This window comes from Solimonas terrae (genome assembly GCF_011067135.1).
Taxonomy (GTDB): domain Bacteria; phylum Pseudomonadota; class Gammaproteobacteria; order Nevskiales; family Nevskiaceae; genus Solimonas; species Solimonas terrae.
Map to the genome: position 1 here is coordinate 138,783 of NZ_JAAMOW010000002.1, position 21,573 is coordinate 160,355.

Annotated in this window: 20 protein-coding genes; 6 read left to right on the forward strand and 14 right to left on the reverse strand. The window is 67.4% G+C overall.

The window, feature by feature from the left end:
• Nucleotides 1-41: 41 nt before the first annotated feature.
• From G7Y85_RS04240 to G7Y85_RS04250, 3 genes are all read left to right on the forward strand, one after another.
• Complete coding sequence (locus G7Y85_RS04240) at nt 42-1,037, forward strand: LLM class flavin-dependent oxidoreductase (RefSeq protein ID WP_166252299.1); 996 nt, start codon at nt 42-44, stop codon at nt 1,035-1,037.
• Between the two features lie 31 nt (nt 1,038-1,068).
• Complete coding sequence (locus tag G7Y85_RS04245; protein ID WP_166252302.1) at nt 1,069-1,830, forward strand: SDR family NAD(P)-dependent oxidoreductase; 762 nt, start codon at nt 1,069-1,071, stop codon at nt 1,828-1,830.
• Between the two features lie 91 nt (nt 1,831-1,921).
• Complete coding sequence (locus G7Y85_RS04250; protein ID WP_166252305.1) at nt 1,922-2,356, forward strand: YybH family protein; 435 nt, start codon at nt 1,922-1,924, stop codon at nt 2,354-2,356.
• 87 nt (nt 2,357-2,443) lie between these two features.
• Here the strand turns inward: G7Y85_RS04250 and G7Y85_RS04255 are convergent, their stop codons facing one another.
• Nucleotides 2,444-3,010 (reverse strand): TetR/AcrR family transcriptional regulator, encoded by a 567-nt coding sequence (locus tag G7Y85_RS04255; RefSeq protein ID WP_166252308.1) that lies wholly within the window; start codon nt 3,008-3,010, stop codon nt 2,444-2,446.
• 155 nt (nt 3,011-3,165) lie between these two features.
• On the opposite strand from G7Y85_RS04255, the gene G7Y85_RS04260 reads away from it, so the two are divergent.
• Together G7Y85_RS04260 and G7Y85_RS04265 are read left to right on the forward strand one after the other, a co-directional pair.
• Complete coding sequence (locus G7Y85_RS04260; protein WP_166252311.1) at nt 3,166-4,242, forward strand: aldo/keto reductase; 1,077 nt, start codon at nt 3,166-3,168, stop codon at nt 4,240-4,242.
• A gap of 13 nt (nt 4,243-4,255) precedes the next feature.
• A complete protein-coding gene (locus G7Y85_RS04265; RefSeq protein WP_166252314.1) occupies nt 4,256-5,797 on the forward strand; it encodes an AMP-binding protein in 1,542 nt (513 codons plus the stop codon).
• A gap of 751 nt (nt 5,798-6,548) precedes the next feature.
• Here G7Y85_RS04265 and G7Y85_RS04270 read toward each other — a convergent pair.
• From G7Y85_RS04270 to G7Y85_RS04305, 8 genes are all read right to left on the reverse strand, one after another.
• Nucleotides 6,549-8,813 carry a PKD domain-containing protein gene (locus G7Y85_RS04270; protein ID WP_166252317.1) on the reverse strand — a complete coding sequence of 755 codons (2,265 nt, stop codon included), beginning with the start codon at nt 8,811-8,813 and terminating at the stop codon, nt 6,549-6,551.
• Between the two features lie 98 nt (nt 8,814-8,911).
• Nucleotides 8,912-10,279 (reverse strand): MFS transporter, encoded by a 1,368-nt coding sequence (locus G7Y85_RS04275; RefSeq protein WP_166252320.1) that lies wholly within the window; start codon nt 10,277-10,279, stop codon nt 8,912-8,914.
• A gap of 10 nt (nt 10,280-10,289) precedes the next feature.
• The gene (locus tag G7Y85_RS04280) at nt 10,290-10,760 is read right to left on the reverse strand and encodes a VOC family protein (protein WP_166252323.1); all 471 of its coding nucleotides are present in this window, start codon (nt 10,758-10,760) and stop codon (nt 10,290-10,292) included.
• Nucleotides 10,761-10,938: 178 nt separating this feature from the next.
• The gene (locus tag G7Y85_RS04285; RefSeq protein ID WP_166252326.1) at nt 10,939-11,886 is read right to left on the reverse strand and encodes an aldo/keto reductase; all 948 of its coding nucleotides are present in this window, start codon (nt 11,884-11,886) and stop codon (nt 10,939-10,941) included.
• A 2-nt stretch (nt 11,887-11,888) separates the two neighbouring features.
• Nucleotides 11,889-12,317 (reverse strand): DUF3237 domain-containing protein, encoded by a 429-nt coding sequence (locus G7Y85_RS04290; RefSeq protein WP_166252329.1) that lies wholly within the window; start codon nt 12,315-12,317, stop codon nt 11,889-11,891.
• A 3-nt stretch (nt 12,318-12,320) separates the two neighbouring features.
• Nucleotides 12,321-13,370, reverse strand: a complete 1,050-nt coding sequence (locus tag G7Y85_RS04295) for a Gfo/Idh/MocA family protein (RefSeq protein WP_166252332.1) — start codon at nt 13,368-13,370, stop codon at nt 12,321-12,323.
• Nucleotides 13,367-15,064, reverse strand: a complete 1,698-nt coding sequence (locus G7Y85_RS04300) for an FAD-dependent oxidoreductase (protein ID WP_166252335.1) — start codon at nt 15,062-15,064, stop codon at nt 13,367-13,369. The genes G7Y85_RS04295 and G7Y85_RS04300 overlap by 4 nt, the downstream gene beginning before the upstream one ends.
• A gap of 59 nt (nt 15,065-15,123) precedes the next feature.
• Nucleotides 15,124-16,536: an aromatic ring-hydroxylating oxygenase subunit alpha gene (locus G7Y85_RS04305; protein WP_166252338.1), complete on the reverse strand. Its 1,413-nt coding sequence runs from the start codon at nt 16,534-16,536 to the stop codon at nt 15,124-15,126.
• A 191-nt stretch (nt 16,537-16,727) separates the two neighbouring features.
• Here G7Y85_RS04305 and G7Y85_RS04310 point away from each other — a divergent pair, with 191 nt between their 5' ends.
• A complete protein-coding gene (locus G7Y85_RS04310; protein ID WP_166252341.1) occupies nt 16,728-17,420 on the forward strand; it encodes a TetR/AcrR family transcriptional regulator in 693 nt (230 codons plus the stop codon).
• Between the two features lie 12 nt (nt 17,421-17,432).
• On the opposite strand, the gene G7Y85_RS04315 is transcribed toward G7Y85_RS04310, so the two are convergent.
• The 5 genes from G7Y85_RS04315 to G7Y85_RS04335 form a co-directional block, all read right to left on the reverse strand.
• Entirely contained in the window at nt 17,433-18,197 is a 765-nt protein-coding gene (locus G7Y85_RS04315) for an SDR family NAD(P)-dependent oxidoreductase (protein WP_166252344.1), read from the reverse strand.
• Between the two features lie 9 nt (nt 18,198-18,206).
• Nucleotides 18,207-18,959, reverse strand: coding sequence for an SDR family oxidoreductase (locus tag G7Y85_RS04320; protein WP_166252347.1), 753 nt, complete (start codon nt 18,957-18,959; stop codon nt 18,207-18,209).
• Nucleotides 18,960-19,269: 310 nt separating this feature from the next.
• Complete coding sequence (locus tag G7Y85_RS04325) at nt 19,270-20,493, reverse strand: CaiB/BaiF CoA transferase family protein (protein WP_166252350.1); 1,224 nt, start codon at nt 20,491-20,493, stop codon at nt 19,270-19,272.
• A 28-nt stretch (nt 20,494-20,521) separates the two neighbouring features.
• Nucleotides 20,522-20,755 (reverse strand): hypothetical protein, encoded by a 234-nt coding sequence (locus tag G7Y85_RS04330; RefSeq protein ID WP_166252353.1) that lies wholly within the window; start codon nt 20,753-20,755, stop codon nt 20,522-20,524.
• A 495-nt stretch (nt 20,756-21,250) separates the two neighbouring features.
• Complete coding sequence (locus G7Y85_RS04335; RefSeq protein ID WP_206675491.1) at nt 21,251-21,529, reverse strand: hypothetical protein; 279 nt, start codon at nt 21,527-21,529, stop codon at nt 21,251-21,253.
• Between the last annotated feature and the right edge of the window lie 44 nt (nt 21,530-21,573).

Below are 21,573 nucleotides of genomic sequence, written 5' to 3' on the forward strand. Positions count from 1 at the left end.
TGTCCCGCAGCATCGGCAACGGACTTCGGAGAACCCGTCAGATGTACACGCTGCGCTTCGATCTGCGCGTGCCCGGCAAGACGCCGCAGGAAATCGCCGATCAGCATCGTGCGGTGATCGAGATGTCGCAGTGGGCCGACGACAAGGGCTGCGCCATCATCGGTCTGTCCGAGCACCACGCTGCCGAAGACGGCTATTCACCGTCTCCGCTGATGCTGGCCGCCGCGGTGGCGGCGGTGACCCGCAACACGCCGATCCTGATCGGTGCCGCGCTGCTGCCGTTCTACGATCCACTGCGACTGGCCGAGGACATGATCACGCTGGATCACCTCAGTGGCGGCCGTGTCCGCTACATCTTCGGCATCGGTTACCGGCCGGTCGAATACCAACTCTACGGGCTCGACTTCGCGCAACGCGGCGCGCTGGCCGATGCGAAACTCGAACGCCTGCTGCGCGCGCTGGACGACGCAGGCGCGTGCACACGGATGCCGCGCGTCACACCGGCACCGTTCGCCGACCTTCGCGCCCGCATTTCCTGGGGCGGGGCGACGCCGGCTGCCGCGCGCCGCGCCGGGCGCTTCGGGCTCGGCTTCTTCGCGCAGGCCGACGCACCCGGCCTGCGCGAGACCTACATCGAGGCGTCGCGCGCGGCCGGATTCGAGCCGGGCAGCTGCGTGCTGCCGCACGGCGACGTACCCGGCATGGTCTTCGTGCATCCCGACGTCGAACAGGGCTGGCGCGAGGTCGGCGACTACCTGCTCGCCGACGCGACGGTCTACGCACGCTGGAACGCCGCGACCCGTCACGGCACGACCAGCCTGTCGCAGGGACAAAGCGTTGCCGCGCTGCGAGCCGAGAACCGCGCGCATCGCGTGCTCGATGTCGGCGACGCCGCGGCCAGCGCATTGCGCTGGGGTCGCCTGCCGCTGAGTCCGCTGTGCGGTGGCCTGCCGCCGGCGCTGGCCTGGCCGTATCTGCGCCGCATCGTCGATGACGTCATGCCCGCCATCGCCGCCGCGAAAGCCGCGCGCGCCTGATCATCACCCCCATTCTCCGAGGAGCTTTTTCATGTCGCAGCGTTTCCAGGGCCGTACCGTTCTCGTCACCGGCGGAGCTGCCGGACTCGGCCGCAGCTTCGCCGAGCACTTCGCCGCCGAAGGCGCGCAGCTCTTGCTGCTCGATATCGATCGGAAGGGCCTCGACGAAACCGCCGCGCTGCTGCGCGCACGCGGCACGATGTGCGCGACCTATCGCGTCGATCTCGCCGTCGAAGCCGAAATCCAGGCGTTCGCGGCGCAGCTGATCGCCGAGCACCCGCGCCTCGACGTGCTCGTCAACAACGCCGGCCTTGCGTACGGCGAGATCGCCACCGGCTTCACCGATCTCAGCCAGGAGAAATGGCTGCGCTATTTCGCGATCAACTCGGTCGCGCCTGTGCTGCTCGGGCAGGCCGTGCGTCCGGCGCTTGCCGCGGCCAAGGGCAACGTCATCAACATCACGTCGATGGCCAGCTACATGCCGGCGACCGCCTACGGCGTCACCAAGGCGACGCTGGCGTCGATGACCTACGCGATGGCCACGCACTTCTCGGCCGACGGCATCCGCGTCAACGGCATCGCGCCCGGCATCATGGAAACGCCGGCGTCGAAGGACAGCCTGCCCGCTGAAACCTATGCGCGCGTGCAGGGCTCGCAGATGCTCAAGTTGCACGGCGTCGCCGAAGACATCGCCAGGCTCGGCCTGTTCCTCGCGTCCGACGACGCGCGCTTCATCACCAGCGAGATCGTCAACTGCGACGCCGGCAACCGCATGCGCGGCTGGCGCGCGTGAGACGGATTTTCGAATTGACGCAGCCGCGAATGCCGAGCGGCGATTCGACGATGGCGGGATTGAACGGAATCCGGTTACGGGAGCAGGACGCATGGCATTTTCAGGGCCGATCGAGGATCGCGGGCTGATCCGTGAACTGATGGACAGCTACGACGACACGGTATTCCGTCGTGACGTCGACGCCTGGCTGGAACACTGGACGGAAGACGGCATCTGGACCATCGCCGGCATCGAAATCCGCGGCAAACCGGCCTTGCGCGCCGAGTGGGAGAACCGCTGGCAGGATCTGAAACGCATGAGTTTCCAGACGCGGATCGGCGCGATGGAAGTGGACGGTGAACGCGCCGTGCTCCGTTGTTACTGTCATGAGACGCTGCTGCTGAAGCAGGGCGGCCTGCGCAGGCTGGTGGGCCGCTACGACGACGAATTGCGGCGCGAACAAGGGCAATGGCGGTTTGTCACACGCGGCTACCGACTGCATCTCGACGAAGGAGCAGGGCCGCTGCTGCCGCTGAAAGCGGGCTAGGGCCTGTCAACACTAATCACATCGCCGAGGCCGCTTGCCGGATACCACCACCGCGACCCCATTGGCCTCAAAGGCCCCCGGGCTGGCTCAGCGCGGCTCGACGATCGCCTGCACGCTGTCGGCGAACCAGTCCGCGAGCTTGCGGTCGGCGCCGCGGCGTTTCGGCACCAGCGGCAGTTGCCGGCTGAACTGCACGAAGCTCATCGACAGCATGACGATTTCCAGCGCCCGCACTTCGGCGTCCGGCGGCCCCAGCCATCTGGCGAGCGGCGCGATGATGTGCGATTCGGTGACGCGCGTGGCGATCGCACGCGCCTCGGGATCGCCAAGCGCCAGCGCGATGATCGATGGCGGGCGGATGTCGAGTGCGGTGTTCAGGAACAGGCGCGCCAGGCTTGCGCCGAACTGTGCACGTGGCGTGTCGACCAGCAGCGCGTCCAGCGGCATCGCCGCGATCAGCGCCGCCTCGAACAGCGCCGCCTTGCTGCCGTAGTAGCGCAGCAGCATCGTCGAACTGACGTCGGCAATCGCGGCAATGTCGCGAATGCCGGACTGCGAATAGCCGTGTTCGGCGAACGCCTGCTGCGCGGCGGCGAGGATTTTCGCCTTGGTCTGCGGGGCGTTGCGGCGCTTCGGCGTCGTGCGGGTGCTCATGGCCGCAAAATACAGGAGCACGCCGGCGCAGCGCCATTTGACGCTGCGCGCCATCGTCGGCTGACGGTGGTGTCGGCGCGTTTATAGTGAACGACGGTGGACGCCTGCCCGACGCGGCAGCGGTCACGATCATCCGCAATTGCCGAGGACCGAGCATGGCAGCGCAACTCGACCACTACCGCCTGCTGGGCCGCTCCGGGCTGCGGGTCTCGCCGCTGGCGCTCGGCACCATGACCTTCGGCGTCGAGCAGGGCTGGGGCACCAGCGAAGCCGATGCCGAACGCATGGTGAATCTCTATGCCGAACACGGCGGCAATTCCATCGATACCGCCAACTTCTATGCGAACGGTGCCTCCGAGCGCGTGCTCGGCAAGCTGCTCGCGGGCCGGCGTCAGCAGTTCGTGATCGCCAGCAAGTACAGTCTGACGATGCGGCCCGGCGATCCGAACGCCAGCGGCAACCATCGCAAGAACATGCTGCAGTCGGTCGACGACAGCCTGCGCCGTCTCGGCACCGACCATCTCGATCTGCTCTATCTGCATGTCTGGGACAGCCGCACGCCGGTCGACGAGATCCTGCGGGCGTTCGACGATCTCGTGCGCGCCGGCAAGATCGCCTACATCGGCCTGTCCGACACGCCGGCCTGGCAGGCCTCGCGCATGCAGGCGATCGCCGAGCTGCGCGGCTGGACGCCGTTCGCCGCGCTGCAGATTCCGTACAACCTCACCGAGCGCACCGTCGAGCGCGAGCTGATGCCGATGGCGCGCGAGATGGGTCTCGGCGTGCTGCCGTGGTCGCCGCTCGCCGGCGGCGTGCTGTCCGGCAAGTACCAGCAGAGCGATCTGGCGCAGCCGAAGGGCGAGGCGCAGCCGCGCTTCGATTCGCGCCAGCAGATCAATCTGGCCACCGGGCGTCTCAGCGAACGCAATCTGGCGATCGCGACGGTCGCGGCCGAAGTGGCCGGCGAACTCGGCTGCACGACGGCGCAGGTGGCATTGGCCTGGACGCTGCTCAATCCCGCCGTGACCTCGCCGATCCTCGGCGTACGCACGCTGGCGCAGCTGCAGGACAATCTCGGTGCGCTGGCCGTGCGGTTCAGTGATGCGCAGATCGCCCGACTCGATGCGGTCAGTCGTATCGAACTCGGTTTCCCGCACGACTTCCTTGCCAGCGAAGCGACCATGCGCACGATGTTCGGCGGCGTCACGGTCGCGACGCGGACGGTGCACTGAGCGGACCACGGTCATGGACGACGATCTGCATCGCCCGCTGTACGTTCCCGACCTGCTCGCCAACGCGCTGAGCCAGGATCCGCAGCGTCCGCTGCTGCAGCTGCTCGGCGGGCCGATGCTGAGCGTCGGCGAGGTGCGCGATGCCGCCAGCCGCTTCGTCCAGGCGCTGGCCAGCGTCGGCATCGGCAAGGGCACGCGCGTCGGCATGCTGTCGGCGAACCGGCCGGAGGTGCTGCACACGGTCAACGCCTTCCAGCTGCTGGCGGTGATCTCGGCGCCGATGCATCCGCTCGGCGGCTTCGACGATCACCTGCATGTCGTCAACGATGCCGCCCTCGAATGGCTGATCTTCGATGCGCGCTATGCCGAGCGCGCGCTGCAGCTGGCGAAACAGGTGCCGTCGCTGCGCCTGCTCGCGTTCGGCGCACAGGACGGCGCCGACGATCTGTGCGTGCGCGCCGAAACCTTCGCGCCGCGCAAGCTCGTTCCGCCGAAAGTCGGGCCGCATGATGTACAGCGCCTCGGCTACTCCGGCGGTACCACCGGCAAGCCGAAGGCGATCGCCAGCGTGCATCGCACCGGTCTGCAGACCGTGCAGATCATGATGGCGGAGTGGGAATGGCCGAGCCCGCCACGCTTCCTCTCGTGCACGCCGCTGTCGCACGCCGGTGCGGCAATGTTCCTGCCGACCCTGCTCAAGGGCGGCACGATGCTCGTGCTGCCGGCCTTCGAGCCGGCCGCGGTCATGCAGGCGATCCAGGATTACCGCATCAACTGCATGATGCTGGTGCCGACGATGATCTACGCCCTGCTCGACCATCCGCGCTTCGGCGATTTCGACCTGTCGAGTCTGGAGACGATCTTCTACGGCGCCTCGGCGATCGCGCCGGCGCGGCTGAAGGAAGCGATCGAACGCATCGGCCCGGTGTTCTCGCAGTTTTACGGGCAGGCCGAGGCGCCGATGGCGGTGACGATGCTGCGCAAGCGCGAGCACGACGTCGACGACCTGCAGCGCCTTGCCAGCTGCGGACGGCCGACGCCGTGGGTGCATGTCGAGCTGCTCGACGCCGACAACCGGCCGGTCGCCGACGGCGAGCCGGGCGAGATCTGCGTGCGCGGGCCGCTGATCATGGACGGCTATCGCGACAACCCGCAGCTGACCGCCGAGGTCTTCGCCGGCGGCTGGCTGCACAGCGGCGATGTCGCCGTGCGCGATCCCGGCGGCTTCCTGCGCATCATCGACCGCACCAAGGACATGATCGTCAGCGGCGGCTTCAACATCTATCCGCGCGAGATCGAGGACATCCTCAGTCAGCATCCGGCGGTCGCGCAGGTGGCCGTGATCGGCACGCCGCACGAGAAGTGGGGTGAGGCGGTGACGGCACTGGTCGTGTTGCGCAGCGGACAGCAGGTCGTCGCCGACGAGCTGGCGGCCATGGTCACCGCGCGCAAGGGTGCGTTCCAGGCACCGAAGCGCGTCGAGTTCATCGCTGCGATTCCGCAGACGGCGGTCGGCAAGCCGGACAAGAAGGCGCTGCGCGCGCGGTACGCATAGAAATCCTGCAGGAGCGGGCCATGCCCGCGAACCTCGGGCCTTCGATCCGGCAAAGAAGGTCGCGCCCATGGGGCGCTCCTGCAGCAGTGACGTCTCGATTTGCCTGGATCGGCTGCTGATCCGGCCTTTGGTTCCGCGCTGCGGCGCGGGTTTCTTCTCTTTGCTTGTCCAAAGAGAAGAAACCAAGAGAAAGGACACCCCCGAGTCGTGCGCCGGCTGCGCCGGTTCCCGGCCATTCGACCGTGCTCGGGGCACGCGGCGACGCGACATCCCTGTCGCGACGCCGCTCGCCCGGCCGTCCTGGCCGGGCGACCCCTGCGCGCGGCCGAACAGCCGGCGCCTCCTAGGGGGACCCCGAACATCAAAAGCAACCGCTCCCTCTCCCGCTTGCGGGAGAGGGTTGGGGAGAGGGCGGCGCGCAACGCCACGCTGTTGCCGTTCGCTTTTGCCTTTCGGGGTCCCCTTGGAGTGCACCGAGCAGCACAGCGAGCGCAGGGAATGGCGCGCCAGGACGGCGCGCCAAGTCGTCGTCGCGGCAGGGATGCCGCGTCGGCGACGGTCCCGAGCACGTGAGCAGCGCAGGCTTGCCCGCGTAGCGGGTGCCCTCCCAGGGGTGTGCTTTCTCTTGCTTCCTTCTCTTTGCACAAGCAAAGAGAAGGGAGTCGCGCCGCAGCGCGAAACCAAAGGTTCAATCAGGAGCCGAGCAAAGCAGAACAGGCGCGGATCTTCTGCGAATTCCGAGTCGCCCCGATTACCGCACCACGACCCGCACCCGCGCCAGATTCTCGATGCGCCCGAACGGCGTCGCCACATCGCCTTGCCGCTGCGAGACCGCGCGCAGCACAGCGAAATAGGTGCCCGGTTTGTCGTAGGCATGCGTCGCGGTCAACGACAGCATTGCTTGCGGCGTGAGCGCCGCGTCGTGCGGATAGTCGCCGATACCCTCGAAATCCCATTGCGCCGCGACGACGCTGCCGGCGCCCGGCGGCACTTCGATCTGCGCGCTGAAATGCACCGGCTCGCCGACCACCACGTCGGTACGCACACCGCCGTTGGCCTGCAGTGCGATCACCGGTTGGATGCCGCCGCGCTCGGCTGCACGGTCCGGCAGTTCGAGCTGCGCATCGACGATGCGGTAGCGCGTGCTCGACGGCCGCTGGCCGCTCTCCACCCAGCTTGCGAGATCGCGCAGACCCTGCTGCAGCGCGCCTTCGTAGCTGACAGTGTGCGCACGCGCCGCCGGTGTCTGCGGATTGTCGTGATGCGTGTGATCGATGAACCAGATCGCAAACTGCTCGTCGCCGCGATCGCCGAGCGCGGCGCGCACCTTGCCGCGATACCAGTCGGCCTGCCACGCCAGCGCGTCGATATCCATCGCCGCTTCGAGCACCAGCATCCTGCCGTCGATGCGGCCCTCGGGGACCGTGCCGGCGGTGTTGGCGGCGCCGAACGGGCCGATCAGCATTTCCCGCTGCGGATAGATCGGCCGGCCGTGCCCATCGCGGAACTGGTCCCAGCCGCACATGTCGGGGGTCGGCAGCTGATGGCGATGATAGGTTTCGACCGCCAGCGCCCAGGCGTTGTCGATGCGTACGCGCGCGCCGGACCGCAGGCTGTTGAGCAGCGACTGGTCGGCGGCGTACGCAAAGCTCAGCCGGTGACCGTCGACGCGCGCGATCGGCACGCTGCGGCCGGCATCGTCGCCGTCGATGACGATCAGGTGTGCGTTGCGGCAATCTCCGTCCGGCATCGCCGCCAGCTCGAACTGCGGCGGAAAGCCCGGGGTGACGGCGCTGATCGTGGTGTCGAACGTGAAGCGCAGCGCGGCAAGTCCGGACGCCGGATCGTGGCCGAGGTAGCCGGGCTTGTTCCAGAAGTCGTCGACATAGCCCGGGTCGAGCATCGGCACCATCGGTGCGACCTGCATGAAATAGCCGCTGTCGAGCTGCGCGTGGTTCCACCAGCCGCGCGGCGGAAAGCCCATGCGCGTGACTTCGCGCAGCGCCGCGCGTTCTTCGTCGTTCAGCGTCGCATAGGGATCGCCGCTGCCGCCGGGGCTGATCGCATCGACGATCGCCGGGAAACGATCGCGCTTCTTGAGGATGCGCAGCGCGTGCATGCGTACCGTGAACATGCTCGGAATCGCGTTCGGCGTCGCCATCACGAACGGCAGAAAGCCGTCCCAGACGTCGCGCGTGTTCTCGGCGCTGCCGATCACCTGGTACGAACCGCCGCTGCCACCGAACAGATAGCCGTAAGGGCGATGCGGGCCGTACAGCTCGGCGGCGATCACGCGCGAGTATTTCGCGGCCGCGGCATTGACGCGGTATGCGGCGATCGCCGGATCGGCCATGCCGCCGGCGCGATCGGCGCCGCCGAGATTGGTCTGCACGTAGTACGCGCCGCTGTCCAGCGTGAACGGCAGGTTGCCGGTCGACACCTCGAACTCGATCGGGAACGGGCCGATGTCCTCGCTGAGCGCCATCGGGTAAGTGTTGTGGAAGAAGCGGCCCTGATACTGCTCGGCCGGCGGGAAATAGAACGAGAAGCGCGCGTCGCTGTTGCGGAAGCCGCCGTGCACGTAGCGGTGCGGCACCGGGTCGGCGCGCAACTCGTTGATATCGACGTATGGCTCGGCATAGCGCGGATCGATCGAATCGCCGGTGATCTCGCCGACCGCGTCGACGTCGGCGGCCACGGCCTGCGGCGGCGCGGTATCCGACGGCAGGCGTTCGCCGCCGAGTATGGACTTGCCGAAGATGCCGAGCCTGGCCTTGCCGCGCAGGGTGTCGCCGTCGATCGTCGCCGTGAAATCGACGGTGATCGGAATCGGCTTCTTCGCTTTCATCTGCCAGTGCAGGGCGCCGTCGCGGATCGTGCCGGCGATCTCGTGATTGCCGAGTGGGCTTTCGATGCGGCCGCTGAACCTGTCGTCGCCGGCGTCGATGTGCAGCTGCATGTCCTGCGGCCCGGCCGGCGTCGACATCGTCACTTTCCAGCTGCCCGTCGCATTCACTACTCGCGCTCCCGGATCACGGCTTTTCGCCGTCAAGTTATCAACTGATAACTTATGATCGCGGCAAGGCGACTGTCAACCGCTGCACGACCCTTCGTTCACGCAGCGCCCTGCGGCTTGCGCAAGGCCTGCACGCTGCAGGCGCCGGCCGCGAGTGCCAGCACCGACGCCACGAGCATCGGTGCCGGACCGGCGCCGAGACGCTGCGCGAGCATCGCCGCGACCGCAGTCGCGCCGAGGGTCTGTCCGGTGCCGCGGATCGTCGAATACATCGCGCCGGCGGCCGCGGCGCGGGTGGCGGGCGCGGCGCTCAGCACCTGACGCGAGTTCGGCGCGAAGAACATGCCGAAGCCAAGGCCGCAGACGGCGATGCGCCAGGCGATGTCGAAGGCCACCGGCGCCGCCGGCAGGAATGCGAGGCTGGCGAGACCGGCGAAGCCGATCGTCATGCCGATCGCGCCGAGTGCGCCCGCCGGATAGCGATCGGACAGCAGCCCGGACAAGGGTGCGACGACGACGCTGACGATCGGAATCGGTGCCAGCACGGCGCCGGCGGCGACCGGCGAAAAGCCGAATTCCTGCTGCAGGCGAATCGGCATGATGACGGTGGTGATGGTCATCGCGATGTAGGCACTCAGCGAGCCGAGGCAAGGCAGTGCGATCTCGCGCTGTCGCAGCAGATCGATCGGCAGGATGGGGTGCGCCTGTCGCCGCTCGCGGCGCACGAAGTAAGCGCCTGCCGCGATGCCAAGCGGCACGATGATCGCCGGCAGCAGCATCGAGCGGCCATGAACGCCGCTCTCCAGGCCGATCACGATCAGACCCAGGGTACCGGCGCACAGCGCGGCGCCCGGCAGGTCGAACGGCGCGTGCTGGCGGATGCTGTCCGGCAGGGTTCTGTGACCGATCGCGATCGACAGGATGCCGAACGGCACGATCGCGGCGAACAGCCACGGCCATGCGGCGATCGCGAGGATGGCGCCGCCGACGGTCGGCGCGAACGCCGCGGCGCTGGCGGCGATCACCGTGTTCAGGCTGAGACCGCGACCGAGATGCGAGAGCGGATAGATCGAACGGATCAGCGCCGAGCTGACGCTCATCGCGGCGGCCGCGCCGAGCGCCTGCAGACCGCGTACGACGACCAGGAACGGCAGGCTGTGGGCGAAGAAACACAGGATCGTGGCAACGACGAACAGCGCCTGCCCGCACTGGTAGGTCTGGCGGTAGCCGAAGCGTTGACTGAGCGCCGACAGCGGCAGCATCGCCGCCATCAGCACGAACTGGTAGACGGTGACGACCAGCACCGCCGATGCCGGTTCGACGTGCAGATCGCGCGCCAGCGTCGGCAGCGCGACGTTGACGATCGCGCCGTCGACGATCGTCAGCACCGTGCCGAGCGAGACCGCGACGATCGCGACGTAACGACGCGGAGTCGGCAGGCCGCCGAAGCCGGAGGCTTGCGTCATGCCGCCACGATCAGGTGATGCCGAAGGCCGGACGCACCGGGCTGCCGGCGTGGATTTCCTGCAGCTCGACGATGTTGCCGTCCGGATCGTGGAAATAGCAGGAGGTCACGCCGCCGGGCGCGAGATGCTGCGGCGGCGAGATGAAGTCGACGCCCGCCGCGAGCAGGCGCGCGTACTCGGCGTGGATGTCGATCACGTCTAAGGCGATGTGGCGGATGCCGACATCGCAGGCCGGCCGGCGTTCGCCGGGCCGGGGCCGCGGATGCGCATAGCAGAACACTTCCATCTGCATGTTGCCGAGCTGGAACTGTGCGACCTGTCCGCGCGTGTCGCGCAGGCCGACGATGTTCTCGAACGGTTCGAAGCCGCCGGGAATCGGCGAGACGCGGTCGAGCTGCAGGCCGAGCAGGTCGCGATAGAACGCGACGAAGCGGTCCATGTCGGACGTCGCCAGCGAGATATGGTGCATGCCGCGGATCATGGCGACTTCCAGTTGCGGTGGGTTCAAGAAAAGCGGGAACCGCAGATTTCACAGATTACGCAGATCTGGAAGCAAAGCTGGTCGCGTTCGATCTGCGTGACGCGTCGTGGCCTGCGGCTTCTGCGTGAAAAATCTGTGTGAATCCGTGAAATCTGTGGTTAATGAGCCTTGTCGTTGATCAGTTGCTGCCCGTGATCCGATCGACTTCGGCGAGCTCCTCGGCGCTCAGCACCCAGCCGGCCGCGGCGACGTTCTGTTCGATCTGCGCGGGTTTGGTCGCGCCGCAGATCACGCTGGCGACGGTCGGCTGCTGCGCGAGCCAGCTGATCGCCAGTTCCAGCAGCGTGTGGCCGTGTGCGCGACAGAACGCGTCGAGTTCGCCGACCACGCGCAGATTGCGCTCGGTCATGAAGTTGTTGCCGAGGTTCAGGAAGTTGTCCTTGAGGCGTCCCTGCGCGTCGACGCCGTCGCGCGCCGAGTACTTGCCGGTCAGCAGGCCGCTGGCGAGCGGAAAGTACGGGATGAAGCCGAGACCGTAATGCGCGAGTGCCGGGATCACGTCTTTCTCGGCGCCGCGATTGAGCAGGCTGTATTCGGTCTGCGCGCCGATGAAGGACGCGTAGCCATGATGCCGCGAGGTCCACAGTGCGTCGACGATGCGCCAGGTTTCCAGATTCGAGCAGGCGATGTAGCGCACCTTGCCGTCGCGCACCAGATCGTCGAGCGCGCGCAGGGTTTCCTCGATGGGCGTGCCGTAGTCCGGCCAGTGGATCATGTAGACGTCGAGCCAGTCGGTGCCGAGGCGCCGCAGGCTGCCGTCGATCGCGCGCATGATGTAGCCGCGCGAGCTGTCGCGGATGCGCGCGTTGTCGAGATCGACACCGAACTTGCTGAGCAGCACGATGTCCTTGCGCCGCGCGCCGAGCGCCTTGCCGAGCACCACTTCCGAGTCGCCGCCTTGCGTGCCGTAGCGGTCGGCGGTGTCGAAGAAATTGATGCCCAGATCAAGTGCCTTGGCGACGACCGCGTTCGACGCGTTCTGGTCGATGGTCCAGCCGAAGTTGTTGCAGCCCAGGCCGACCGTCGTCACGCGCAGGCCGCTGCGGCCGATTTGTCGCTTGTCCATGTTCAATTCCGGGAAAAATGAAAGAGTTCGTAGCGCACGCCGCCGGCGGTCTGCGCGCCGAGGCCGAACACGAGGATGTCGTTGAGCCAGGCATAGGCGCCGCGCGGCGCTTCGAAGCTGCCGCTGATCTCGATGTGCGGCTGGCCGTCGCGCTGACTCGCTCGGCCCTCGTATTGCAGCTGCAACGGCACCCCGTCGTCGGTTTCGAGCAACAGACGTACGTTGATTCGGGAGCCGCCGCCGGTACGGATGACGCTGTCGCCGCCCCAGCTCAGCACATTGCCCTGGAGGCGCGGTCCCTCGAAGCGGCCGCCGCGGACGCCGAACAGGGCACGCTCGCCGAGCGGCGTATGGGCGAGCTCGCGCAGCACTTCGACCTCGATGTCGAGTGTGGCCAGTGCGGCCAGTGTCGGTGGCGTGATTTTCGGCATGGCTCAGACGTCGACGCTGACACACGCGCCGTTCTGCGCGGCCGATGCACGAACCGCGGCCATGACTTGCATGCCCTTCAGTCCGTCGGCAAAGGTCGGCGCACGGACCGGCGCCGGATCGGGCCCGCCGTCGATGCGCGCGTGCATCGTTTCGAACAGGCGTGTGAACGCGGCCAGACCGGGGTTCGCCGCGCCGCCGTCGACAACGGGCAGCTGCAGGGCGGGCGGCAGATCGAGGGTGCGTTCGCCGTCGCGGTCGGCGAGCGTCACCACGTCACCGTTGACCGACAGCGTGCCCTGTGTGCCGGCGACGCGCGCGAAGGCGGCGGGCTTGCCCCAGGCTCCGGCGGTCTGCTGCAGCACGCCCTCGACGCCGTTCTCGAGCGTGAAGCGCAACACGTACGTATCCTCGGCGCCGCCATCGCGCGCCGATACCGTCGGCAGGCTGGCGCTGAGGGTCTTGAACTCGCCGAGCCAGTCGCGCACCTGATCGATGAGGTGCGAGCCATGCGCGCCCAGCCAGCCGCCGCCTTTCGCGGTATCGAACCACCAGTCCGGCATCGGCGCCGCCGGATCGGCGAGCAGCGGCAGATACGACAGCAGGCCGATCAGGCGCGGCGTGCCGATGCGGCCTTCGCGAATCGCCTGCGCAACCAGCGCACGGTCGGGACCCCAGCGGAATTCATGGCCGAGCAGATGGACGATGCCGGCACGTTCGGCGGCCGCGAGCACGGCTTTCGCCGCGGCGATGTCGAGCGTGAACGGTTTCTCGCACGTCACGTGGCAGCCACGCGCGATCGCCGTCATCGCCAGCGCGGCGTGCGTGTGCGGCGGTGTGGCGATCGACACGACGCGGGCGCCGCTCTTCGTGATGGCGTCGTCGAGATCGGTATAGCTCGCTGCGATTCCGCTCTTCGCGGCGCGCCGTGCCGTGCGTTCGGCGTCCGCGCCCACCAGGCCGACGACCTCGAAGCCGGCGGCGCGCAGCGCCGGGACATGCGTGCGGCAGCCGAAGCCGGTGCCGGCGACCAGGGCGGGGATGCGGGCACTCATGCGGGAGATCCTTGTGTGTCGACGAGGCCGGCCGCGTGACGCGCGGCGACATAGCCCCAGGTGAAGGAAGGGCCGACGCTGCTGCCGGCGCCGGGATAGGCGCGGCCCATGACCGAGGCCGTCGACACGCCGGTCGCGTACAGGCCGCCGATGACCGAGCCGTCTTCGCGCAGCACACGCGCGTGCTCATCGGTGACGACACCGCCGTACGTGCCGACATCGCCGGGCACGACCGGCACGGCGTAGTACGGCGGACGATCGATGCGGCCCAGGGTTGCGGACGGCCGGTGCAGCCAGTCACCGAGCCAGCGGTCGTAGGCGCGCTCGCCGCGATGGAAGTCGTCGTCGCGATTCTGATCGACGAAGCCGTTGAAGCGTTCGACAGTTGTCCGCAGCGTCGTCGCGTCGATGTCGAGCAGGCCGGCCAACGCTTCGAGGCTGTCGGCCTTCTTCAGGTAACCGCTGTCGTACCAGCTCTGCGGCTTCCGGCTGCCCGGCATGGTGCCGGCGAGCATGTACTTGGCCAGATGCTGGCTGTCGAACACCGCCCAGCTCGGCACGGCCGGCACGGTCTTGTTGCGTTCCAGCATGGTCTGGCAATAGGCCATGTAGGAGCCGCCCTCGTTCTGATAGCGCACACCGCTCTGGTCGACGAGGATGCAATGCGGCGCGGCGGTCGTCGCCTGCGCGGTCGGTTTGGCTTCGCTGTGCTCGGTGCCCGGCGGATGGGTCTGCTGATTGCCGACGCGTTCGTCCATCTGCGCGATCGCAGCGCCATGCCGCATCATTTCCTCGATCATTTCGCCGGTGTCGCCCGGCGCGGCCATCGTCCACTGCACCGACGTGCCCGGTGCGTAACGATCACGCATTGCCTGGCTGTGCGCGAAGCCGCCGGCGTTGACGAGCACGCCGAGGCGCGCGCCGACGCGCCGGGGCTGGCCGTCCCTGACCGTCAGCACGCCGGTGACAGCGCCGTTCTCGACGATCAGTTCCGAAACCGGTGCTTCCGTGCGGATCGCAGTGCCGGCGCGCAGGGCGGCCTGCAGCATGCGGCCCTGCAACGCCGCGCCGCCGGCGACCCAGCGCTTGCCGGTGAGCCTGGCGAGCAGCATGCGCAGGATCAGTCTCAGCATCAGCGCCTTGACCCGCCACGAGCGCCGGTAGGCCGGCAGCTCCATCATTTCTTCGAGCGTGGCCGGCAGCGGTGCGACGATGAAGCTCGGCCGCAGGCGATCGCGCCAGTCGCCGAGTTCATTGACGTTGAACAGCTCGGCGACGACCGTGCGCCCAGGTACCGAGCCGCCCGGCAACTCGTCGTAGTAGTCCGGCCACTCGCGCACCCGCGTCAGGCGGATGCCCTGGCGGATCAGGAAGTCGACCATGCGCGGCGCTTCGCGCAAATAGGTGCGGCGGCGGGCCGGGGCGGCGCCCGGCGCGTCGCGGGCATCGCCGATCACCTGATCGAGATAGGTCGCGGCCCGCTCGTCGCTGTCGGCGATCCCGTCGCGCTTCATCAGCGGATTGTTGGGCACCCACATCACGCCGCCGGAGCGCGAGGTCGTGCCGCCGACCAGCGTGGTCTTTTCGAGGATCAGCACGGACTTGCCGGCCTCGTGCATGACCAGCGCCGCGCACATCGAGCCGCCGCCGCAACCGACGACGACGAAGTCGTGGACCTCGTCGAAAGGCGTCATGCCGGTCTCCTCCGCATGAACTGGTGAACAGTTCTGTTCATTGTAGCGACGCGCGGCCGTCAGGTTTGCAGATAGCGGTCGAGCTCGCGATGCATGTTGAGAATCAGGGTCTCCTGCCGGTTCGACAGCCAGGTCTGGCGCATGCGACGCGCGTGCATGCCTTTCTGCACGCGCGCAAGGTTCGACAGATCCTGGCGCGGAATCAGCAGCAACTGTTTCGGGTCTGCCGGATCGGTGACACGCTCGACCGTCGCGCGTGGCGGCGTCACGCCGGCCGGACAGGTCTTCGTCGACCAGATCTCGAAGATGCAGCGATCGGGGTCTGTGGGGTGGGGGCGCGAGCGGTACATCTCGCAGTTGCCCGCTTGCGGCAGGATCAGGAAATTCGGGAACAGGAAAATCTCGCCGCCCCACATCGACAGGAATTCGGGCGCCATCGTCGGCATCGGCCGTTGCTGTTCGGCGGCGCGTGCGTACAGGGCGCGCACGAATTCGCCGCCCAGCGAGGAACCGTCGGGGATCGGCTTGCCGCGCAGGGTCTGCAGGACCTCGACATCCTCCTTCAGCGTCATCGCGTCCATGCCGTCGACGATCAGCATCAGGCGCTCGGTCATCGCGTCGATCGGATCGACCGCGGCGCCGCCGGTCTTCTGGATACGTCCGCGCACCGGCGACTGGCCGGCGTAGAAGCGCCCGTGGCCGTTGGCCATGGCGTCGTAGTCGACGATGCGGTGGTTGAGATCGCCGTCGAGATCCATGCTTTCGCCGTAGACGATTTCACGGCCGAGCTTGTCGAGCTGCGGGTGCGTTGCCGAGACGTGGTAGGCCTCCATGAAGGCTTCCTGCGCGTTCTTCCAGTTGGCCGGAATCGACAGTTCCTTCCACCAGTAGTGACGCATCTGGCCGATCGCCATGCCGTCGAGCCAGGGCCGCGCCGGCGCGATGTAATCGTCGAACGACGGCGGATTGCGGTCGAGATTGATGAACACGAGTCCGGCATGGACCGCGACCGCGACCTCGCGCAGCGCCACGTCGCCATCCTGAAGCTGGCCGTCACGGAATTCCTGGCGTTCCAGCACCAGCTGGTTGCGGCCGGCCAGATCCCAGCGCCAGCCGTGGAACGGACAGACGATGCGAGCACGATCGAAATGGCCGCAGCCCTCGGCGAGCGTCGTGCCGCGATGCGGGCAGAAGTTGTGATAGGCCTTGACCGTCGCATCGTCGGCGCGCACGAGCAGCACCGACTGGTCGCCGATCGTGTAGACCGTGTAGTCGCCGGCCTGCGGAATCTCGTCGAGTCGCGCGGCGACCTGCCAGACGCGGCTCCAGAGCTTTTCGTATTCGAGGGCGGCGAAATCGGGATCGGTATAGCGGCCGACGCTGATGCCATGCGGCATCGTGCGCCAGCCCGGCGGCCAGTCCCGGTCGTTGCCTGATTCGCTTGCGCGGTCTTTGCCGAATGCGAGGCTCATTGCGGTTCTCCTCCGGATGCCCGGTATCGGCGGTGCTCGTTCCGCCGAATTGATAGTGAATGCTATCTTAATGATAGTGATCACTATCATCAAGTGCCGATGCCGGGCGTTTCGTCCTCGCGCGACGCGTCGATATCGCGCCGGCGGTTATGATCCGCCGCAACTCCCCGATGCCGACGAGCGATAGCCGGATGCCCCGAAAGCGGCAAGAGACACCCAGGAAAACCACCGCCGCGACCGGCGGCAAACGTCGCGTGCCGCCGGCCGCGCGGACGCGGCGCAGCGCGCAGGATCTGCTCGACCGCATCGTTCTGGCCGCCGCCGAGGAGTTCAAGCGCAACGGCTACGCCGGTACCACGACGGCGCTGGTGGCGCGGCGTGCCGAGGTGACGGAGGCGCAGCTGTTCCGCTATTTCGGATCGAAATCGAACCTGTTTCGCGAGACGGTGTTCAAGCCGATCGAGCAGCACTTGCTGCATTTCGTCGAGACGCACCTGCCCGAGTTCGACAACCCGGCGGTGCACCGCGAGCAGACGCATCTGTATACCTCGGAGCTGCAGCGCTTCATTCACGACAACGCGCAACTGCTGACGTCGTTGATCGTCGCGCAGACCTACGACGCCGGGACCGCGCACGGCGTGGCGACGATCAACAGTCTGAAAACCTATTTCGATCGCGCCGCGGCGATGATGGCGGCGCGCACCGGTGGCGGCAGCAGCGCCGATCCGCAGCTGCTTGTGCGCCTCGCGTTCTCGACCGTGCTCGCCGCCGTGATCTTTCGCGGCTGGATCTTTCCCGAGGGGCTGGCCAGCGACGCGGCGATCGAGACGGCGATCAACGACTTCGTGTTGCGCGGCGTTGCCGCCGACAAGCCGCGGCGCTGAGCGGCCCTTGGGTCAGGCTGCGGGCACCGGTCCGGCGACATAGCCGCCGTCGACCGGCAGCGCCACGCCGGTGATGTACGACGCTTCGTCGCTGGCGAGAAACAGAGCCGCAAACGCCAGCTCCGAGGCCAGGCCCCAGCGATTCATCGGCACCGGGAACGGCAGGCATGCGTTCGGCGGCGGCACCGCGTGCTGCGCCGACGCCTTGACCAGGCCCGTCCAGGTCATGCCGGGGCAGATCGCGTTGATGCGGATGTTCTGCAGCGCGTAGTCGAGCGCCGCGGCCTTGGTCAGCTGGATCACGCCGGCCTTGGCGGCGCCGTAGACGCTGTGATGGCGCATGCCGTCGAGGCCGGCGGCCGACGCGGTGTTGACGATGGCGCCGCCGCCACTGTGCAGCATGGCTTCGATGCCGTATTTCATGCCGAGAAACACGCCCTTGAGATTGACCGCCTGAATGGCGTCGTAGTCGTCTTCGCTCTGCTCGTGCAGCGGCATCATCCGGCCGCCGAAGCCGGCGTTGTTGACCAGCACGTCGAGGCGGCCGAAATGCCGTTCGGCGCTGCGGATCATGTTCCGGACATCGGCGCTGTTCGCCACGTCGGCGTGCACGGCGAGGGCGGCGTCGCCGATCTGGGCGGCGACCGCATCCTGCTGGCCGCTGCGATCGGCGCAGACCACCTTCGCGCCTTCGCGGGCGAACAGCAGCGCCATCTCCTTGCCCATGCCGGAACCGGCGCCGGTAATGACCGCAACCTTGTCTTGCAGGCGTCCCATGTTCAGCCCTCAGGCCGTGGTGTCGATCGTCGGGCGGATCGCGATCACCGACACGTTGGTGCGTCGCGGCATGTTGACGATCAGCAGAATCGCGTCGGCGACGTCGCGCGGGTCCATCGCACCCGCCTTGCTGACATGCGTCCTGATCGTGTCGCGCACTTTCTCGTTGCTGATGTTGTTGAACACTTCGGTGCTGGTGGCGCCGGGCATGACGATGCTGACGCGAATGCCGTGGCCGCCGACTTCCTGACGGAGGCCATCACTCATCGAATTGAGGGCGTGCTTGCTCGCCGCGTACGCGCTGAACGCCGGACCCGATTTGGTCGCGGCCAGCGACGAGATGTTGATGATGTCGCCACTGCCCTGTGCCTTCATCGGTGCGATCGCCGCGCGACAGGTGTACAGCGTGGCCAGCAGGTTGAGATCGAAGACACGGCGGTATTCGTCGGTGTCGACGTTCTCGACGCCACCCGCCTGGATCATGCCGGCCGAGTTGACGAGGATGTCGATTTGGCCGAAATGCGCGATCGTCTTCGCTATCGTTGCCGCGGCGAAGCTTTCATCGACGACGTCGCCCGGCAGTGCCAGCGCCTTGCCGCCGGCGGCCTCGATGCGCCTGGCCAGATCGTCGAGGCGATCGGCACGGCGCGCCGACACCGCGACGCTGGCGCCGGCACCGCCGAGTGCCAGCGCGGTCGCCTCACCGATACCGGAAGATGCGCCGGTGACCAGTGCCACACGCCCGGCCAGGGATGCTGTCATGTCGTTCGCCTCCAGTCGTCCCGGCCCGTGGCAGCGGCGCTGCGCGATCCGGACGCCTTATCTAATAATCAACATGGTTGTTGATTGATGATTTCCTGTCAACCGGTTCGCGACGGCTGGCACCGGCGCCGGCAGCTGCGGCGTGTCCGCGGGGCGCGGACGATGCTCGCGCCGGGGGGGGGCTCGCCGGATGGATGGAAGCTGCAATCATCGAGAGGTCGCAGCGCTGCGCTGGCGCACGGCGAACGTGTATGTCGGGCGGGCGCCAGGTCCCGCCCGACGTTCCGGCCTGGAACGTCGGCCTGTGCTCTCAGGCGATGGCGCCGGCGGCCTTCAGGCTCTCGATGCGATCCCATTCGATGCCCAGCTCCATCAGCACCAGTTCGGTGTGCTCGGACGCCTGCGGTGCGCGCGTGGTCTTCAGTGGTTCGTGATTGAACTGCACCGGACCGCGCACGACCTTGAACGGCTTGCCGTCATCGCCTTGCAGTTCCACCAGCATGTCGTTCGCCAGCGCCTGTTCGTCGGTCGTGAGGTCGAGCAGGCTCTGGATCGGCGCCCACTGACCCTTCATCGTCTTCAGGTGCTGGCGCCAGTACGCAAACGGCTTGCTGCCGATCGCCTTGACGATGATGTCGCTGGCGGCGCCGGCGTTCTCGATCAGCTTGTAGGCGTCGGCGAAGCGCGGATCGTCGGCAGCTTCGGGCACGCCGAAGTGCTCGAAGGCGTCGCGGATCAGGCCGGTCGGGCTGACCATGCACAGATTGATCGTGCCGCCGTCCGAGGTGCGGAAGTTGCCCATCAGCGGATTGCGGGCAGAGCCGCCCGAACTCGGCATGGCATTGCGCGTGGTCTTGCCGGTTTCGAGCACCTGCGCGATGTTGGCCCCCGATGCCCACCAGGCCGTGCTCAGCAGCGAAACGTCTAGTTCGACGCCTTCGCCGGTGCGTTCGCGATGGAACAGCGCGCCGGAAATGCCGCCGGCAATGGTCATGCCGCCGATCGAATCGCCGAACGCCATGATGCCCTGTGAAAGTGGCCCTTCCAGTTCGGCGGGCGACATCGAATAGCCGACGCCGCTGCGCGACCAGAACGCGGTGCCGTCGAAGCCGCCGACATTGCGCTCGTCGCCCTTGTCGCCGTAGGCGCTGCCACGCGCATAGATGATCTTCGGGTTGACGGCGCGGATATGCTCGACGTCGAACTTGTTCTTCTGGCGTACGGACGGCAGGTAGTTGGTGAGGAATACGTCGGCCGTCCTGGCGAGTTCGTAGAGCACCTGCTGACCTTCGGCCGTCGAGACATCGATGCCGACGCTGCGCTTGCCGCGATTGGGATGCTCGACCAGTGGATTGCGATTCGGGTCGACGGGGATGCCGCCCATGTTGATGAAGCCGCGCTGCGTGTCGCCGCGCACCGGGTGCTCGATCTTGATCACGTCGGCGCCCCAGTCGGCGAGGATCGCGCCCGCGGCCGGCACGAACGTGAACTGTGCGACTTCCAGAATTCGCACGCCTTTCATTACCTGCGTCATACGCTCTCCATCCGTTGATCGTTCGGCACTATTGAACACCGCTGTTGTTCTTGATCATATCGCGTTTGGCGCGTGTGCCGCGATACGGAGCCGCGCCGTTGCCGGCCCATGCAGGACTCGCTGCACCGTCGCGCGTGTCGGCGTGCAGTGTCCTGTCGCGGCTGGTCGTGAAGCCTGACGCGCGGGCGAGCTGGCGGCCCTGGCCGCCGAAGGCCTCCGGTGTCGGCGTGGCGCTGCGTGACATCTGCAACTGCATCGTCATGCCGCTGCAGAAACGCAGCAGCAGATCGGCGAAGCCCTTGGTCCGCGGCTTGATGGCGCAGCCATCGGCAAGCCGACATTCATCGATCTGCGGCGCTCAGGCATGATCAGCTCGTTGATCGCAGCGAACATCGACGGCTGCATGCGCAGCCAGTGGCTGCCGGGATTGTGCAGGGCTGCCGGCACCATTGCGCGCCGGATGTTCGGTCGGGAGCCGCGATCGACGGGTCGATGTACGGGTTCGCCGTCGTCGTTTCGGTGTCGCGGCAGGAACGGGCGATGCCGAAGCGGGCAGCCACAAACTCGGCCGTTGCGCGGTGCGGGCTGCAGATTCCGAGCAGCCGGCGTCGGGTGCCGCACGCCACCCCGGCAAGTGCGCAAAGGCGTCCGAGCTGGCACTGATGATTCCAGGCTCGAGCGTTCTCACCGATCTCCCCGGCTTCTGGAGTTCCGGCCCTTCGCGGCTGCCGCGGTGGCGGGCGGCCGGCGCGGGATTTCAGCGCGCGATGATGTCCGTCTTCGACAGGCTGGTCGTCAACTTGCCGTCGACCATGGACAGCGTGTTGCTCGGCACCGAGCGCATCTTGCCGTCGAGGATGAACTGCACGCCGTCGTCTTCGACGCGGTAGACCGAAGCAAGGCGGCCGCCATTGGCGGCGTACAGCATCTTGCCCTTGGTCGCGACGACCGTCTGCGCCGGGGTTTCCTGCGCCTGGACGCCAACCGAAACGCTCATTACCGCGAACATCGCAACCGCCAGCAACGACTTCTTCACTTTTGAATCTCCGGATTTTGGGGGAGGCAGCATTTCACTAAGTA

Coding starts and splice junctions, on each gene's coding strand:
- G7Y85_RS04240 (WP_166252299.1), top strand. CDS start 42: ATGTACACGCTGCGCTTCGATCTGCGCGTGCCCGGCAAGACGCCGCAG.
- G7Y85_RS04245 (WP_166252302.1), top strand. CDS start 1,069: ATGTCGCAGCGTTTCCAGGGCCGTACCGTTCTCGTCACCGGCGGAGCT.
- G7Y85_RS04250 (WP_166252305.1), top strand. CDS start 1,922: ATGGCATTTTCAGGGCCGATCGAGGATCGCGGGCTGATCCGTGAACTG.
- G7Y85_RS04255 (WP_166252308.1), bottom strand. CDS start 3,010: ATGAGCACCCGCACGACGCCGAAGCGCCGCAACGCCCCGCAGACCAAG.
- G7Y85_RS04260 (WP_166252311.1), top strand. CDS start 3,166: ATGGCAGCGCAACTCGACCACTACCGCCTGCTGGGCCGCTCCGGGCTG.
- G7Y85_RS04265 (WP_166252314.1), top strand. CDS start 4,256: ATGGACGACGATCTGCATCGCCCGCTGTACGTTCCCGACCTGCTCGCC.
- G7Y85_RS04275 (WP_166252320.1), bottom strand. CDS start 10,279: ATGACGCAAGCCTCCGGCTTCGGCGGCCTGCCGACTCCGCGTCGTTAC.
- G7Y85_RS04280 (WP_166252323.1), bottom strand. CDS start 10,760: ATGATCCGCGGCATGCACCATATCTCGCTGGCGACGTCCGACATGGAC.
- G7Y85_RS04285 (WP_166252326.1), bottom strand. CDS start 11,886: ATGGACAAGCGACAAATCGGCCGCAGCGGCCTGCGCGTGACGACGGTC.
- G7Y85_RS04290 (WP_166252329.1), bottom strand. CDS start 12,317: ATGCCGAAAATCACGCCACCGACACTGGCCGCACTGGCCACACTCGAC.
- G7Y85_RS04295 (WP_166252332.1), bottom strand. CDS start 13,370: ATGAGTGCCCGCATCCCCGCCCTGGTCGCCGGCACCGGCTTCGGCTGC.
- G7Y85_RS04300 (WP_166252335.1), bottom strand. CDS start 15,064: ATGACGCCTTTCGACGAGGTCCACGACTTCGTCGTCGTCGGTTGCGGC.
- G7Y85_RS04305 (WP_166252338.1), bottom strand. CDS start 16,536: ATGAGCCTCGCATTCGGCAAAGACCGCGCAAGCGAATCAGGCAACGAC.
- G7Y85_RS04310 (WP_166252341.1), top strand. CDS start 16,728: ATGCCCCGAAAGCGGCAAGAGACACCCAGGAAAACCACCGCCGCGACC.
- G7Y85_RS04315 (WP_166252344.1), bottom strand. CDS start 18,197: ATGGGACGCCTGCAAGACAAGGTTGCGGTCATTACCGGCGCCGGTTCC.
- G7Y85_RS04320 (WP_166252347.1), bottom strand. CDS start 18,959: ATGACAGCATCCCTGGCCGGGCGTGTGGCACTGGTCACCGGCGCATCT.
- G7Y85_RS04325 (WP_166252350.1), bottom strand. CDS start 20,493: ATGACGCAGGTAATGAAAGGCGTGCGAATTCTGGAAGTCGCACAGTTC.
- G7Y85_RS04330 (WP_166252353.1), bottom strand. CDS start 20,755: ATGACGATGCAGTTGCAGATGTCACGCAGCGCCACGCCGACACCGGAG.